This is a genomic window from Vibrio sp. DW001, assembly GCF_029016285.1.
Lineage (GTDB): Bacteria > Pseudomonadota > Gammaproteobacteria > Enterobacterales > Vibrionaceae > Vibrio.
This window is the reverse complement of sequence record NZ_CP091975.1, coordinates 1,608,892-1,627,483: the sequence shown is the minus strand read 5'-3', so window position 1 is coordinate 1,627,483 and position 18,592 is coordinate 1,608,892. Positions and strand designations below refer to the sequence as shown.

Here is an 18,592-nt window from a genome sequence, read left to right as displayed (position 1 = left end):
TCATTAAAGAAGTGTGACCGCAGGTGGAGAAAGTCATGTACTAACCCATTACTGTATAAAAAATAAACAATCACTGAGAAATATATGCCAATAGATGGACATCATACATTAACGTACGTCGTTGCAAGATTCGCGGGTATGGAACATGAACAGGCTGAAAAACTGGCCTACTGCGCCCAATATGTTGACGAGGCGACAAATTCAGAACCAGTCAGATTTAGTAATGGGGCGATGTTCAACCGTATTTCATCCGCTCATAAGATGCTTGACTACAGAAATGGTAACGAACTCTCAAACCATTTGGCGTGGATCCCGTTCCATTTCTTACCTGGCAATCAAGGAAAAACAAACGAATCCGTTCCAGAAGGAGGGTTCATCCAAAGATTGGTATGCAAACCAGACAGCCCTGTCGCTCGAGATATGTTGCGCGCTGTCGCTAAATATCGCCAGAGCCCATTTGGCCTGCATATTTTAGGTATAGCCATGCATGTCTACGCGGACACTTTTGCACATTATGGCTTTGCCGGAGTCAGCCATGAAATCAATGAAGTGACCGAAATCAATACCAATGATGACGGTAGTTTGCTCGACAGAGTAAAGGACAGCATTTTGAACTGGGGGATATCCTCCGTCTCTCCGTTAGGCCATGGTCCTGCGTTATCTTTTCCCGATCGCCCGTACATAAAATGGGATTATAAAACCGGAAATGGCGATCGGGTTGTGAGAGATAATACGGACGATTTTCTAAAGGCGTCTAACCAAATGTACAAAGTCATCAGGTGCTATCTTGCCGATGACGAATCCATGGATTTAGATAGTCAGAATGATATGCCAGAAGATAAGTTGGCCCTGATCAAAAAGGCTTTATCAACATTTAGAGACGACGAAGGTGAGGTGAGGCACAAGCAATGGCTTGAATGGATTTCAGAAGGTAGATTTGGGTTTGGCGCCGTTAAACTGACGTTTATCGTCAGCGGTAAAGGGAGTTGGAAAGAGATAGCAAGAGGCAAAGCCGTCGCCTCTCCATTATCGAACGACCTCATCACCTATCGTTATAGCGAAAGCTTCCTCAGTTCAGATTGGAAACACTTCCATGATGCACTGAAATCTTACAGGTTAGATATCATAAGAGATGTGCTTCCAAAATATGGTATTTGTGTGGCGTAGACATTCTACGGCCATTCAATCATTAGATTGACGTCCTTTAATCGAACAAACGCCCCTTACCTATTGATACAAGTAAGAGGCGTTTGAAGTACGTTATCCTAGAGTCACTACTGAGCCATCTTTTCCGTCGGCTTCCAGCGTGCAAGACCGATAGGGAGTTTTATACCTTGTGAAGACAACAGGTTAACCCGTGCTAAATAAGCGGCACCATGCATCAAATGCATCGCCAGATCCACCGCACGACGATCCTGATAGTTATCGAGATAGCTGCCTTTTGCCCACGCATTAAATGCCCCTAAAGCAGGGCCCGCCCATATCTGGTAATCCATTTCTCGGCCAACTTCACCGGTATTAGACCAACGACTTGAAAGACCAAGATACCAACGGAATATCAACGCCATTTTACGTTTCGGATTCCCTTCAGCACGAGCAATTTGCTTTGGATCTCTCTCATTAAAGTGCGCCACTGTTCCGGCCCAAATATCATCAAGCGTTGAACGGAAAACTTGAGTTTCTAATTTATGACGCTCATCAGCCGGAATCGCTTCGATAGAATCGTAACGGGTGTATATTTCATACAACTTATTTGCTCGCATCGGGAACAACGTACCACGTTTAACAACCTGTAACTTTACGCCCATTTCGAACATATCCGCTGCCGGAGCCATCGTAACATCGGCCATCTCGGTCGTCGCAAGGAGTTTACGAGTATGCTCACTTGCGCCCGCTTCGATACAAGCCTGATTGATTGAGCCCGTCACAATGTACGCGGCACCAATGTTAAAGGCGGCTAACGCGGCATCAGGGGTACCGATGCCACCACCAGAACCAACACGCAATGGCGTTTTAAATTGGAACTCAGCTTGAATCTCATCTTTCAACGCCAAGATAGTCGGTAATAGAGTAACCAGAGGACGATTATCAGTATGTCCACCAGAATCTGCTTCCGCCGTAATATCATCAGCCATTGGCACATGTTGAGCCAACTCCATTTGCTCGGCGCTAATTCGACCTTCGTCCACTAACCCTTGAAGCATTTTTACCGGAGCCGGCGCCATAAACTTACGTGCGACTTCCGTGCGACTCACCTTTGCGATGACTTTGTTCGCAATGTGGACCTCACCTTTTTCGTCGCGGCTAAGTCCTGCTGCACGATATTGAACAATCTGTGGTGTCAAACCTAAAAATGCGGAGGCCTCAACGGTACGGACGTTATGCTTTAAGAACAGTTCTACGCTGCCGCGTTCAAGCGCTGGTTCGCTAGGACTGTGTATCAGGTTAAACGCATAGGGGCCATTTGGTAAAGCGGTTTGAATACGGTGTATCGCTTGTTCTACCCTTGATGGAATAAGGCCAGCTGCACCAAATGAGCAAAGTATACCCGCCTGACCCAATGCAATAACCAACGCTTCTGACGAGATACCATTCGCCATTGCACCTGCATAGTAGGCGTACTTCACGCCATGCACTCGACAAAACTCACTGTCACCGAGGCTTTGCGTGCCAAGCGCCGGCGCAAACGCACTGACCGGATGCGCACTGTCGGCAATGACTTCGTCTCCAGACACAATATCGGCACTCTGACTAATTCCCAGCCTTTTTTCTGGATGGTTCACCAGAAAACAACCTACACTAAGATCTTTCAATATCTGAGCCATCGTATCAATGGAGAAATGGATTTTGCTTTCTTCAATCTGCCACGGCCACGGTGACAGTTTTTTATTTTTCAATGTCGCTTGATGAATCGTCATAGTCATTATTTACCCTTTTCTCACGCTTCTTCAATACAGATAGCGATGTCAGATAGTTCGTATATACGCAGACCATCTTTGCTTAAGTTTGCATCACCGATAATGACCGTTTTACCGTCTCTTTCTTCGATAGCGGTAATATGTACATCCAGTGACATCTGTTTATTCAACGGGTTTATTTGACCGCGATATTTCCATTTTACTTCTGATTCTATCTGGCCAAATTTAGGTGAATGGAAACCCGCGCCTAAATCTTTGTTAATCGCGTAGGTTTGCATCAGCTCAATAATGGCTTCGACACCAAGCGAACCGGGCATTACCGGATCTTGATGGAAGTGGAACTGGAAGAACCAATCACTCGGATCAATCGTACGTTCAGCATGCAAATAACCGAGGCCTGCTTTACCACCATCACTAGTGATATCGACTTTATCAATAAAGTTCAACCGGCCACCCGCGAGCTTATAATGGGGCTGCAACTCACCGCTTGCAGATAGTGGTGCGTTAAAGTAGCGACTCTCTTTATCGAGCAAGTTAATACTGACATCCGGCGTGCGATTGTTATCGACGTGCCATGGTTGTTTCACCTGCCCGTTGTCTAGACCAAGCTGATCCTTTAGCGCATCCCCTTTGAAGTAACCAAATACGGCCGTGCCTTCATAAAAAGGAATACCGTCGGTGCTCAATTCAAAGCTGAAGCTCTGGATGATATTGGTTCCCATCATGACCGTTGAAAGTAGGCGAGAATCGTTGACGATAGTTTTGCCACGCAGGTCAACATTTCTTAGTATCTTGCCGCTTCCATCTAGGTTACGGAAAAAGAGTTCCAAACCTGGGAAGCCTAACGTTGTACCCATATAACCTGAAATAAAGCCATTCGGTTGCAACGAGATTTCCATCAACACTGAATATGGCATCAAACTGCTGTGACTATTTTCGTCATAATACCATGCGTTTTGCGGCACTTCGTATTCCGCAATACAAGACGAAGGTGTCTTAAAGTCGCCACGCGTCCCATTAACCTCGGTCACTCGGGTAGTCAGTTGCAAGTCACCACAAGGAGTACGTGGCGGGATCATGCCGCGATAGATTGAGAAGTCAGGACCAAAGCACTTTTCGATATCGCCCGTCGCGAATTCAAACATATGGTATGGAGTAAACGGCACGGTGTCCGGCGTGCGATTGGCGTAATCCGGTGTTATCGGTGCTTCAACATGCTGAAGCGGAATCACGCCTTTGTTCTGGGCCGTATTTAAATCAGGGACCTGCGCCATTAGCGGCGCATTAGCAGAGGCTTGCTTTTGAGTCGTAGATACTGGTGCTTCTTGCGCAACTGGCTTAGGATTAACATTCAGTACGGTGGCCTCCGTTATCGTGGCTTGCAGGCGTTGACCGTAGCGAGTGCATTCTGCTTCCTCTTTGATCATCACACCCAGGTTTTTAAAATCGACCACGATTTTGCCATCGAGCAGGATATCAATATTCGCTTTTGCATAAGGGCGAGGTGTTAACCCTATTTCAGTCACTTCCATTCGATAAGTCAGTACGGCAGATTGCGGTAATACCTGACCTCTACAACGGACCTGTTGAGAGGCATTTTCCAACGGCTGAAAGCGACCATTTTCTACCTGAGTATGAAGACCCAAGTACATCATATAGAACTGAAGTAATTGACCACAGCCTTCCGCCATCAATGACCCAGCCATCACCGAGTCATCTTTAAAGTGGCAAGGGAAATACCAATGGTCAGGTTCAAGCTGTTTGTGACCCTCGATAAGACCGAGTCCCCACGCGCCACCTTGAAGTTCAACACGGCTGACTTGTTCAATCATCATGAATTTTTCTGAGCTAAAACACAGTGAAGGTTGAGCACGATTGGACTGATGGCTGCTCCCAAAACATCCCGCGATATCCCCATCAAGTAACGGGTACAAAGCTTGATAATCAAATTGGGTTTTCGGGCAACGCAACAACGGATTGAAACGCTGTTTAACCACAAGATTTTTTGACTTTATTTCTTCTTCCGTATGGATAACGCCTTTGCCATCTGCAAGCTCTTCATCAGTAAAGAAGCCTGCGCAACCATTATCCATTTTCAGAATCATCTTATCGCCGACAAAACATTCGTAAGAAAAGAAAAACAGTAGCGTATCGCCATTTCGGGCAAAGTGATTGATGGAGATGTCGTAACGAAGGGTGTCTCCCCCACGAGGTAAATCACCCAAGAAGGTCAGAGTACAATCTAGCAAGCGATAGACTCGCTCACCTTTGTTTTCAAAATCAATACCTAGATAACTGATCAACATCAAATCACATTGGCCTGACTCTACCGCCACAGCCCAAGGAATTTGCCCGTCAACCAGATACGGAGCGTTAACCGGAATATCGTATTCGGTCGTCATGCTGCTTGGTTTATATTCAAGCATGGTTGCATCAAGCTTCGTTACTCGAGATACCAGTAAATAATCCGTAGTAGGCAATCTTACACGACGAGAATAGTTGTCGATAACGGCGTAATCCGCTCCAAATACCTTAGCAATATCGCCTTCTGCATACTCCACTAAGTCATCGTAATCCCAAATGCATGGTTTACGAATAGGCTTGTCGATAACGGGCGCAGACGGCACGTTTTTTTGAGGCACTACGGGAACAACAGGTTGCTGATTTAGCCCAGAAATTGGTTCCGCCTGTACCTGAGACGTCACCGCCTGTAGCTGCGCCTTCATTAACGCATCAGCCATCTTCAAACCTTGCTCTCGGCTTTGAAGGAATGCTTGATGTACCTGCTGAGCAAGCTGTTGGTTTTTTATGAACGAAGATGAGTTCTGCTCTGTCATATTACTTTGAATACCTGTAATCGAAGTCTGGTGTGATGGCGCCAACGTCTGGGATACGAGTGGACTTACTGGGGCGGATACTTCCGGCGACTTGGTCGCTTGCGAACGGGTTAATTGTAATGGGTTTACAAGCGAACTCGCGACTGGTTGCTTAGCGGCTTGTTTTCTAGTTACGCGCGGTTTTGCATGAGCACTTTTCTGTCGAATTGCGGTTAACTCAGAAAAATCTGTGCTCACAACATGCTGATAAATATCGCGTCCACCAAGGGTGACTTGCTTAATCAGCTGACGCTTGGAATCGGTCGGAAGGTCGTTACTCACACGAAGAGCCAACGATTGTGCTTCGGCAACCGACTGACAAAGCAACAGCTGAGAGCATTGATTTTCGCTGATATTCACGACCATTAATGCTTTATCATTTGAGTCCACTGATGTCTGATTTAGGTTGAGTAACCCGTGTAGCATGCTCGCCATACCTGATGCTGAATTACAATGACCTAAGCGTTGACTGGCTTGAATCATCGTCGCGTTCATCAGCGGTAATTGCACAGGTTCGTTGCTTTCTGGTGCCTGATTTACTTCAAGTATACCCACGCTGTTTTCGGGTATATTAGCTTGACTTAATAGACGTTCTGTTAGCTTGTAACTGTGTGTCATGGCGCTAAAACCAAGTGCACTGATTTCTGCATAGCTGTTGTTTGGTTGCTTTTGTTGGTTAGTTAGAGCGTGCTTATCAACTAGGACAATAGCACCCGCACCTTCACCAACCTTCCAGCCACTATCCTGTGTTGTCGCCGCCACAGGAGTGACGCGATTTTTCAAGATGACTTGTTCAACACTACCACATAGATCAACCGCAGCGATCACCACCGCATCCAACGAATCTTGCAACATTAGGTTTTGAGCAACATCGATACAGCGCGCCACCGATTGTTCTGCGGCGGAAATCGTAAAGGCAGGACCGTTAAAATCCCATAACGACGCAATACGCGACGCCATGATATTGCCGATGAAACTGGTGTACTGGTTCAGTTTTGCGGCATCAAGCACGCTGTCCATTGCAATCGCTTCTAGCGCAAGATATTCACTGTCACTCAATACTATGCCCATGTTGTTCAGGCTGTCGGAAAGTTGAGTGTGCAGGTTAACCCGCCCACGGAATTGATGCATCTCCAGTTCGGTTTCCATGGCAACTAAAACCGCCACTTTTTGTCCCACCTCCAGCTTCGCATCACGGATCGCTTCATCCGCCACCTTCATCAATAAAAGCTGTTGCGATATCAGACGGTCATCTTCATTTGGCGGTACCTTGAAGCGCAGAAAGTCAAATTCAAATTGGTCGATGTAGGCACCTTGCGGTACGCTTTTTAGTCCAAACTGGCTCAGTAGCTCAGGATGTTGATCCAATCCTTTCCAGCGTTTTTTCGGTAAAGAAACAAAGGCATCCGCGCCGGTTTGGATAGCGGAACTCAAGGCGCCAATCGTTTTTAGCGAACCAAAATGCGAGGCTAATCCCGTCACCTTCATTTGAGGTACTTGTTTCTTATCTTTTCCAGTCTTAGAGGTAACTCTATTAGGTTGGCCTTTCCATTCCTCGAGTAATAGATGGGCGTTACTACCACCAAAACCGAATACAGAAACACCTGCACAGCGTTGACGATTGCCTTCTTTGTCCGGCCAAGGTTGCACCTTATTTGGCAGCGTATGCGCGCCAAATAAACCATCAGGGGAAGAGAGCGGCGTCACAAGGTTGATACCCGGCGGAAGCTGGCCTTCTTTCATTCCGAAGATCATCTTCATAATTCCCGGCATACCTGCCGCCGTGAGTAAATGACCTAAATTGGATTTGGCAGAACCGATGAGTGGTGCTTCGCTTCCCTTCAGTTTGTCTGCAAAAAAGCGTTCCATTGAGGTCAATTCTACTTTATCCCCAAGTGGCGTTCCTGTTGCATGACATTCAATCACTTCCATACTGTCTGGCGAAAGGTCACTTGCTTCATAAGCTCGTTCAAAAGCTTGAACCTGCCCTTTGCTATTTGGGCTTAATACAAATTGTCCACGACCATCATTTGATAAACCGGTGCCACTCACAACCGCATAAATATGGTCGCCATCACGCTCTGCATCTTCAAGCCGTTTAAGGACTAATACCCCTGCCCCTTCACCCGCAAATAAACCTTTACTATTGGTATCAAAAGGCACCGATACACCATGATCTGGGTAGGCATGGAAGATTGAAAAACCCATATTAATAAAGAATGGGTCCGCGCCTGACACAGCACCGGCCAACATCATGTCAGCTTTGCCAGTATTGAGATAATCACAGGCTAATTTTAGTGAGTAAACCGAGCTTGCACAGGCAGCATCAAGGCTTAACTGAACGCTTCCTAATCCTAAGGCGTCCGCAACTAATTTGGAGGCATTATGTGCAGCGATACCATTGGCAGGGTTAAGTTTTCGGTCTGAATCATTCGACGGACTTAACAAGAAATCTGGATTGGCCAACGTTGTCTGCAAAGCTTTTTCTACCGCAGAATGATAAAGCGGCAAAAATAAGTCATTAGAACGCGTAGTAGGAAATGATAGCGCTCCCATAATCACACCCGTTCGCTCAAGGATATGTGCATCCGAGGCAATGCCTGCATCCAATAATGCCTTACGGCTGGTATCTATTGCCCATAAAAAGCTGTCATCTAAGCCTTCAAAATTTTCTACTGGCAGGTGATATCCGCTCGCATCAAAAGTGAAGTTCTCAATGTACCCTCCTTTGTCGCAATAAAAACGATCAGATTCTCCTTGTTGACCTTGATACGCCTCGGGATCTGCACCCAGTTTTTCGGCACGTAACGTGGTGCGAGAATCTTTTTTATCTAGCAGGTTTTGCCAAAACGTCTTTGGCGTATCCGCGTCTGGGTAAAGGTTAGCTAAACCGACAATAGCTATCTTGGCTTGACGATGAGAACTCATGCTGGTTCTCCTTCTAACGTTGTTTCTGATGTCGCACGAACCTGCTCAAGCCCTTTCACCAAGGGATCGAGTGACAATGGAATTTGGTGACTCACTAACTGTCCAATACACTTAAGTAAGGTGAGAATGTCTTCGCCACCTTTTGCATTCGTCGCAACCGTACAATGTTCATTGGCCACGCCATCTACACGATTAATCTTATCTATCAAGGTGCACGTCTGGCGATCAGCGCCGACCTCGACGAATAAACGAGCTCCGTGTCCACGAGCGTTTTGTATTAATGCGGTGAAATTGAGAGTTGAACAATACGTGTCGGCGATCGAATCGGCGATACTCTGGCTATCCATCTTGATAGGCTGATCCTGATTTTGCGGCAATAAGCTTGCTGCACTGATAAAACGAATGTGTTTTGGTAATTCATCACAGAGTGGTTGACGATAGAACGCCGTCACTTGCTTATGCTGGCTTAATGCTGGCGGCGTATGCATCGCGGTGACTCTGTTGGCTGCAATACCACGTTTACCGAGTTTTTTAAGTAGGCGACGGCACGCCGTCTCACAACCTGCAATGACGCAAGTATCCCCTTGAATTATCGCCAAATAGACATGCGGAAATTCAGGTAACAGCAATTCAATTGACGTGGCGTCGCTACGTACAACAAAGCTGTTCCAGATAATCTCTTCATTACCGTTTAGATGCCACACCTCACGAACCGCGGTTAATTCACCAGAAATTGCGCTCGTAAATATTGGGCTCGTTTTGGTCATTTCGATCAGGGCGTGTGGGTTTTTCCATACACCTAGACTGGCCCACATTGATGCCTCTCCTTTGGAGTAGCCCAATGCAAAATCAGGTCTAATGGCGAATTCATTGCACAACAGTTGAGTCAATAGATAACTGCTACCTACACCAGCAATCGCCAACTCACTTAAACTCATCTCCGTCGAATTATTACCGTATATTTTGTCACTCTGTAGTATCTCCTTTAGATTACCTTCACGCTCTAAACGAGAATAAAGTTCAGGAAAATACTGATAGAAATCGCGCAACATCCCGGGATAAACCGTTCCAACACCTGGGTATACAAACGTCACGCCACCCTTGCTGTTTGGTGACGATGAGAAACAACTTCCGGCGGGTGTTTTATAATGGTTCTTATCCGACATTAATTTTGGTAGTGCATCACCTATCGCCTTGATCTCCAGCAACATAGCCTCTATTGACGTGGCTTGCAGTACAATGGAAAGTTCCTCTGGCGAACGTTCGACTCTAGCCTGAAACTGTTTAAGGTTTTCAATCATCAAATCTATCAGGTAATCTGAGCGAGTAGAATCTGCGTTCAACTGCCCACTTAATCGCGCTAAATAACTCGACAACTCCGTTTCATTTTTTCCGGTCACGATAAAGAATAGTCGTGACGGAGACAACAATGAACGTCCCATTTTTAACCCAGTGGCCTGAGATAAGACCAAGCTACTTGAGCTCAATTCAGACTCGAAAGTAACACTGGTCACTCGCGCCTTATGCGGTTCAGTGAACCAATAGTTGTGTGTGCTGGTATCAGCAGAATCAGAGCCAATATCTCGACCAGAGATCGCTTCAACCATGTTATGCAATGCCATAAACTTCTGCCGTGCTGTCGAAGAACGAAACGTTTGTTGGTTACTTAGATCCGCTTGCTGACGGCGGGCTTGCGCTAACGCGCCTTTCACACAATCAACAGTGGCGCCAACTGCAACCACATTAAAACCGGACAGATAGGCGTGAGGATGTATTTTATTCTGAGCGGCCATAAGTCCCGACAGCATCAGCAATACTAGCTGGCCATCGTTTGTCTCAAGGAACGCATTAGGCTCAGCAGGAATCGAGAGCTTCACTAAGCGCCCTTGAGTGACGAGTTGAATCGCTTGTTGTAAGGAAGCTTCAAAGTCATCAACCATTGACACGGTTTCAATTGGCGGTAACTTATCACCAGATAACGACAGAATCTCAGCTGATTGCGTTAAGATAGCGATGCGCAATGGCATCGCTTCAGTAGCAGAGTTGTCCACTATGACAAACACTCCTTTTCTAGGCTAGGCTTGTTCAAAAAGGCCTCATTAAGGCTTTTACTGATCGTCACCTTTGCCCCACTCATTGTGCAACTCAAACGGCCATCGTTATGATAAAGTGCGATATTTGCTTGTAGTGAACGAGACGTGTGTTTTACCACCTCAAGCTCTAACCAACCTTTATCACCTGATTGCATAGGTTCATACGAAACGAACTCACCAATAGCAGAAGGTAAACTCGCGGCCGCATACTTCAATCGGGCCCAAACCAACATTGCTTGTAGTAAATAGTCCTCAGCGAATGGCTGACAACCAGAAAAATGTTGCGTCGCAACAAATGAACCACAGTCTTGTTCATCGATCATTGGCAACTGGCAACTGGCAAGAAGCCCTGAATCATCGAAGTTTTGAACCGTTTGTATACCTTGCAGCCTTGGACCATGAAATAAGGTGCCATTACTGTATAGCTCCACGCCTGTCGCAACCTGAGTACTTTCATCCGTTGTGAACGTTTTTAGCTTGGGTTCAATCGTAGCTTGCGTCGTCAACAGCGCTTTATATTGTGGTCGACCCTGATTGTTAATGAGAGCCTTAACCTGCCCTTCATCATCAACCGTCATGTCCAAGGTCAATGCTTGAACGTCGTCCGTCTCAAAAATAACACCTTTCAGCAATTTGTAATCGCGAACGGTTACGTCCGTCCCTAACCATTGTGCTGCAGTCTCACGCATCCATTGTATGGCGCACACTGTCGGTAACACAGGGTTACCCGCAATGCAGTGGTCCTTTACAAAAGGCAACACCTTGGGGTCAAGGATACGTGTAACAGTGATACTTTTATTCAGCGGACTCTTTGCAACTAGCATAGACTCCGCATCAAGCTTTTTTATTGACGCTTCCTTGTCTTCAGAACCTTGCATGCTTGTACCTACAAGCAGTTGAATGCCTGTGTCACTAAGCAGTTGTGAACTAAATAGTTCAGCGCCAGGTTTCAGTGGAATGACATACACGCCACGGTCAGTAAACATCTTCTTAAGTGCCGGACTGACCATACCTCCATCCCACGGACCCCAGTTGAAGCTCATTACTTTTGCTTGAGGGTAGCGAGCAGACATCTGTAATGCGGCTTTATTGAGGATATCATTTGACATTGCGTAATCGCTTTGTCCATTATTGCCATAGAAGCCAGCGGCAGATGAGAACATCGCGATCAGTTTTAGCTTGCTACAATCTAACGCATTCAATACCGCTTTAAGTCCACCTACTTTCGTTCCGTACACGAGGTTGAGTTCATCTAATGTTTTGTCTTGAATGAATTTGTCAGCCAATACGCCAGCACCGTGAATCAAACCTGTGATATCGCTAATCTGAGAGAGCTTTTCATTTACCGATTCGTCGCTTGTTACGTCCAAACTTAGGTATTCTGCACTTGCACCTACTTGTGTAAATGCTGCCAGCGCCGTGTTTATTTCTATACTACTTAATATTGGTTTTTCTAATGCATCCACTTTCGCAGGTGTTGGTTTATCACCCGATGCTTTTAGAAACGCAATAGCTGCGGCTTTTAGCTCTCCAGTTTGCTTTCCTTCCGCCCACTCAGGTAACTCATCGATCTTAATATGCTTACTGCGCCCTGCTAATATAAAGTGTGATTGACATTTCCTAGCCAATGACAAAGCACATTCAAACGTGACACCCTTTGCGCCACCGGTAACCAGAACTTTATCCGTATTGGTTAATGATGCTGCCGCATGTTTCTTTTCAGAATTGACGGCTTCAATCGCCGTTAATGCGGTTCGACCAGAACCACTCAATCCAATCTCGACAGCATGTGTATTCACATCAAATAACTCAGCGGTTATTGAATCTGCAAATTGGCGAGCATCCAGTGTAGGAGCGACATCTAATGCTCGACAAAATACCGTCGGCCATTCATGGCTGAGTGTTTTCGTTAAGCCCGATAACGCGGCTTGGTTTAACTCGGCTTTGGCTAATTGCTCTGTATCAAGGTAACCAAACCCACCATCAATACGGCTCACTGTAAAGAAGCTTCGGCGGCTTGACGAGGTGACTGAATTTAATTGAGAGTGAAGCAACTTGGCAAACAAGAACGCCATTGAAATACTTGATTTGGCATCTTCATCCAACACAATCGCCACATGACCCGATGTTGTATCCGAAACATACGGTTGTAAGTGAATGAATCCACCAATCTTTTTGTGCGCGCTTTCAATGCTAGCAATCACGCCTTTCACACCTGCTTCATCAACGCTAGTAAGTGAATAGCTGCTTATTTGGGTGTTCAATGGCGACGCGACAGATAGAGGAGTACGAACGACGGCAACTTGCAAACCGTGAGCGCTTAACGTTTCGGCAAGCACACCAGCATTGTGACCATCATCGGTGATCACAATACAGGTATTTTTGTCAAAACAGTCGGCCAATCTATCTACCGCTGGACACTTTTTTAGCGCCACCTCATTGTGAGGAGGTAAATCCACAACGAGTGTTTCTGTCACGGGTTCAAGCACAGCTTCGTTGGAGGATATTTTCCCGGCTGAAGCTGAGGTTAAATCATCTGAGAGTTTGCTCTGCATGTAGGTGACAATTTCTCCGAGGGTACGACACTCCGCTAAATCTTCAGGGTTAAGCTCTGGTAAATCTGGAAGCTGATCCTGAACCGTACCTAAGATTTCGACACGCTTGATAGAGTCGATACCTAAATCAGCCTCCATATCCATGGCAAGATCAAGCATCTCGGCAGGATAACCCGTTTTATCAGCAACAACGGCTAACATGACGCTTTGTATATGAGCCGCATTTAATTGATTGACCGTATTGTTCGTCATGGGTGTTGATGTCATTTCAGTCGCCATTGCAACCGCAGTAACAACGGGAACGGAAGGTAACTTGCTGTTCATGTAATCAACAATCTCGCCCAAAGTACGACACTCGGCAAGGTCTTCTGGGTTTAGTTCGGGTAAGTCAGGAAGTAGATCCTGGACGGTACCTAATATCTCAACGCGCTTAATAGAATCGATACCTAAATCGGCTTCCATATCCATGGTTAACTCCAGCATCTCTGAAGGGTAACCTGTTTTTTCTGCGACGACGGCTAGCATAGTACTTTGAACATGAGCCGCGTCTAAATGCGTTGCGCCATCATCTGCAACCGGAGTCGATGTGCTATCAACCACCGCTACCGACGATAACTTGCTGTTCATATAGTCAACGATTTCACCTAGGGTACGGCATTCGGCTAAATCTTCAGGGTTGAGCTCCGGTAAGCTAGGAAGTTGGTCTTGAACCGTGCCTAAGATTTCAACACGCTTAATAGAATCGATACCTAAATCAGCTTCCATATCCATGGCCAGATCGAGCATCTCAGTCGGGTAACCCGTTTTGTCTGCAACAACCTCAAGCATGGTGCCCTGAACCTGTTCTGCAGTTAAACCGTTCGTCTGTGCTGATGCTGGAGCCCCTATCGACGGACTGACTTTCGCCAGTTGTCCATTCATATAGTCAACGATTTCGCCTAAAGTACGACATTCAGCTAAGTCTTCAGGGTTAAGCTCAGGTAAATCAGGCAGTTGGTCCTGAACCGTACCTAAGATTTCTACACGTTTAATAGAATCAATACCGAGATCCGCTTCCATGTCCATAGCAAGATCGAGCATCTCTGTTGGGTAACCCGTTTTGTCTGCAACTACTTCCAGCATGGTTGTTTGAATTTGAGTGGCTGTTAAAGCGTTGGCAACGGTTACCTGAGTGTTTATAGCGGGTGTTTCAACAGTCCCAGATGGCGATTGAGCGCCCAACTTACCATTCATATAGCTGACGATTTCGCCCAATGTACGACACTCGGCCAAATCTTCTGCGTTAAGTTCCGGTAGATTAGGTATTTGATCCTGAACGGTACCTAATATCTCGACACGCTTAATAGAATCAATACCTAAATCAGCTTCCATATCCATTTCAAGATCGAGCATTTCAGTTGGGTAACCCGTTTTATCGGCAACCACTTCCAGCATCACTTTCTCAGCATCGGATGTTTGAATCGGTACAATGGTTTGTTGAACGGCCACCGATTGGGCCTGAGTCACAGATTGAACTGGTGCGGCGGCTTGGACGGGAGCCACAGATTTAACAGGAGTTGGCGCCGACACCACGGGTTGAGAAACCGCGACGGATTTTACTGGTGTCATCACTGGTGCTGGAACGCCCGTATCTATCACCGTTACCGCAGGTGCAACGCTAGAGTTTGAACTCAACAGCCCTAATGCAGAGCTATTGTTGATCGACTGAAGCTCTAGGTAATGTGCGTGAGCTTTTAATGTTTCGGCTTGATGTTGATGGAACATTTCCATTGAACGCTGCAAACAATCAGGGATAGCAACGCCCGTCGCCGCCATTTGAGCCTGTTGGGTCATAAGCGTCGCAAAGGTGTCACCGTATTGCTGTGGAATAGCAAGGAACTGCTGATGAAGCGCTGCGGCTTGTTGTTGCGCTGTAAAGAAGGCCTGCAATGACGCATCAGCATTCGGAATCGATAAAGCGAATGGTTGTGGAGATTCTGCTTGCGACATCACATTGTGCGTTGTTATTACTGGTTCGCTTGTCTTAGTATTCTGCTGCGAAATAACTTGTGTTGTTTCTGGAGTTACCGCTACAGCCACTTCGCGAATTTCGGTTTTAATCACTTCTTTTTCCACAATCTTCTCTACGATTTCAGTTTGTTTGCTGACCGTGCCTGCATCTAATGACGCGGCCATTTTCGCTCGTGTCGAGGCACTGATGTGGTTCGCCGCATTCAGTTTGATGTTCATTGGTGACATCGCACCCGGTTTAGCTAATTCAGCTTGATAAGGATCGACCGTCTCTAGCGAAATGCCAACAACAGCCAATTGAACCGCAGCCAAACGCAGCTGCAGATCATGATCACCTTTGGGGTTCGGATTCAGGCTGATGGTATAGAGTTCATCCGGCTTGTTGGTCAGCGTTTTTTCGACCAGTTTCTGCAGGATATTTTTTGGACCAAATTCTACAAATACGCGTGCGCCAGCTTGGTACATTGATTCAAGTTGGCTGCTGAAACGGACAGATTGCAACATATGTTGCTTAAACGCTTTCTTAATGACTTTGCCATCATTCTTATAAAGCACACCCGTTGCATTGGAATAAAGCGGTAATACTGGCGTATTGAATGTCGTTTTATCAATCGCCGCCGCAAATGGTTTCTGTGCGTGAGCCACCAACGGGGTATGGAATGCACCAGAAACAGGTAATGGTATTGCTTTGAACCCTTGCTCCGTTAACGCTGTTGCTGCTCGTTGAACATTGTCTGTCGGTCCTGCAATCACTAACTGTGTGGGTGCGTTGTAATTAGCGATACTCACACCATCAAATGCACCGATTGTTTTTTCCACCTCGGCCAACTTATCCGCGTCGAGAATCACGGCGTACATGGTACCGCTGTCACCTTCTAGTGGCGTTGCTGCCATAGAATCACCGCGAGCGAAAGCCAGTTGGTAATAATCTTCTTGGGATATCGTACCGGAAGCAAACAATGCACTTAACTCACCAAAACTGTGTCCGGCGATCATGTCTGGTTTAAAACCAGCTTGAGTCATCAACTCATATTGACCCATAGAAAGCACACCGATAGCACTCTGTGCATTTGAGGTATTGGTTAGTGTGGCTTCTTGAGTGGTAATGTCTTGGCTATTAAAAGCAGGAATAGGAAAAAGAACCTGAGATAGTGGTGTCTTCTTATTTTGACTAAATACTTTATCTGCATTCGCCAAATGTTGACGCATTTCTGGGAAATGACAGGCTAAATCCGAACCCATATTGAGGTATTGAGAACCTTGACCTGCGAACAGAGCCGCTACTTTCGCAGTGCCGTTTTTACTTACTAAGCCCGAATCACGATAGCTTGTTCCACTCGGCAGTTGCCAGTGTGATTTTGATTGGTCTTCAAGCAATGAGATGGATTGATTCAACTGAACCAGAAGCTCTTCATCAGAGTTAACGACCATACCCAAACGCGCATGGCCTACGTCAATACTACGAATACCATGGATGCCAGCAAGCGTTTTTAAGGTTGTTTTTTGATTAGAAATATCCGTTGATATTTCTTTCAAGTTTGCGAGAAGTGTATTCGGCGTAACAGCACTTAACAATATTGTTTGCGGCACCTGACGTTGGCGATATTTATCACCACGAGCGTGTTCAGGTGTGTACTCTTCCATAACAACATGGAAGTTGGTGCCACCAAAACCGAATGAACTTACACCAGCACGTCGAGGCGTATCATCTGCCTGTCTCATCCAAGGTCGAGTTTGGGTATTTAAGTAGAAAGGCGAATCTTCTATATTTAGCTTGGGATTGGGACTCGTCACATTGATTGTGGCGGGTAACACTTTGTGGTGCAATGCAAGTGCGGCCTTGATTAAACCTGCAGTCCCAGCGGCAGACTTCGTATGACCAATCTGAGATTTTACCGAACCTAATGCAATGTGCTGTTTATTCTCGTTACCTTGACTAAAGATAGAGTTCAAGCCATTAAATTCAGCCACATCACCGGCAGCCGTGCCCGTACCATGTGCCTCTAACAAGCCCAACGTATGTGGCGCAAAACCTGCGTCATCATAGGCGCGCTTAAGTGCCTTCGCCTGACCTTCAGGTCGCGGTGCATAAATACTCTTGAATTTTCCGTCTGAAGAGGCGCCTATGCCTTTAATAACGGAATAGATACGGTCGCCGTCTCTTTCCGCGTCGTCAAGACGTTTCAGAGCGATCATTCCTATACCTTCACCGATCATCATTCCTTTCGAATCGATATCAAAGGGTTGAATCGTCTCATTGGTGGTAAAAGCAGGTGTTTTAGAGAAGCTCATGTACATGGTTGGCGAGTTATCCGTACACACGCCGCCCGTAATCATCATTTCACTGCGACCATCAACCAATTCAGACAACGCCATACGCAACGCGGCAAGAGAACCAGCACAAGCGGCATCAACCACACAGTTCATTCCGCCCAGATCGAATCGGTTGGCAATACGTCCAGCAATAACGTTTCCAAGAGAGCCTGGGAATGAATTCTCTTCCCAATGGATGTACTGATCTTGGAACTTCTTGATCAGCATCTCGCTATCTTGGTCGCTAATTCCACTGCTGTTGAATACTTTTTTCAATACCGGATATTGCAAACGAGCATTGAGGCTTTGGGCTATTTTCTGACCACCACCGACACCTAATGTGATACCGATTTTATCTCTATCATAGTTTTCCGGAAGCTTTGCATCCGCCAACACTTCTTTGGCGACAATCAATGATAATAGTTGTGATGTGTCCGTTAACTCTAGAATGTTTGGCGGTAGGCCAAATTCCATTGGATTGAAGTCCACATCTGGTATGAAGCCACCGCGCTTACAGTATGATTTATCAGGTGTGCTCTTATCTGAATCATAATAATCTTCGGCACGCCAATGTGATTCGGGAATGTCGGTTATTGCGTCAATTTTTTCACTGATAAGATCCCAGAATTTATTCAAGTAACGGGAATTAGCGAATATGCTCGCCATACCGACGATAGCAATAGGCGTATCTTTAAGGCGTTTGTTAAGTCGCATATCTTGTTGCGAATCGGATGTTGATTTTGAGGTTTGGCTCATAATGAGGCTCCACTGGACAACCGCAAAGCAGGTGTCATAATTTCGGGCAGGGATAAAATAGCGAAAAAGTTATAGATAGAAGCAACCAAGAAGAAGCACAGAAATACAGGAGGCTTGCTTCGGCTAGGTAACCGTCTTAAATT

General features: G+C 46.1%; 5 protein-coding genes. 1 reads left to right on the top strand and 4 read right to left on the bottom strand.

Going from position 1 to position 18,592, the window contains the following annotated elements; all coding sequences use genetic code 11:
* Positions 1–84 precede the first annotated feature (84 nt).
* Positions 85–1,167 carry a DUF6765 family protein gene (locus L3V77_RS07580; RefSeq protein ID WP_275136458.1) on the top strand — a complete coding sequence of 361 codons (1,083 nt, stop codon included), beginning with the start codon at positions 85–87 and terminating at the stop codon, positions 1,165–1,167.
* A gap of 107 nt (positions 1,168–1,274) precedes the next feature.
* Here L3V77_RS07580 and pfaD read toward each other — a convergent pair whose 3' ends face one another.
* Genes pfaD through L3V77_RS07560 form a run of 4 tightly spaced genes read right to left on the bottom strand, consistent with a single transcriptional unit; the run spans position 1,275 to position 18,449 of the window.
* Positions 1,275–2,918 carry an eicosapentaenoate synthase subunit PfaD gene (gene pfaD, locus L3V77_RS07575; RefSeq protein ID WP_275136716.1) on the bottom strand — a complete coding sequence of 548 codons (1,644 nt, stop codon included), beginning with the start codon at positions 2,916–2,918 and terminating at the stop codon, positions 1,275–1,277.
* Positions 2,919–2,938: 20 nt separating this feature from the next.
* Positions 2,939–8,722, bottom strand: coding sequence for a beta-ketoacyl synthase N-terminal-like domain-containing protein (locus L3V77_RS07570; protein ID WP_275136457.1), 5,784 nt, complete (start codon positions 8,720–8,722; stop codon positions 2,939–2,941).
* Positions 8,719–10,773 (bottom strand): PfaB family protein, encoded by a 2,055-nt coding sequence (locus L3V77_RS07565; RefSeq protein WP_275136456.1) that lies wholly within the window; start codon positions 10,771–10,773, stop codon positions 8,719–8,721. Before L3V77_RS07565 ends, L3V77_RS07570 begins: the two co-directional genes overlap by 4 nt.
* Positions 10,773–18,449 carry a type I polyketide synthase gene (locus L3V77_RS07560; RefSeq protein ID WP_275136455.1) on the bottom strand — a complete coding sequence of 2,559 codons (7,677 nt, stop codon included), beginning with the start codon at positions 18,447–18,449 and terminating at the stop codon, positions 10,773–10,775. Before L3V77_RS07560 ends, L3V77_RS07565 begins: the two co-directional genes overlap by 1 nt.
* Positions 18,450–18,592 lie beyond the last annotated feature (143 nt).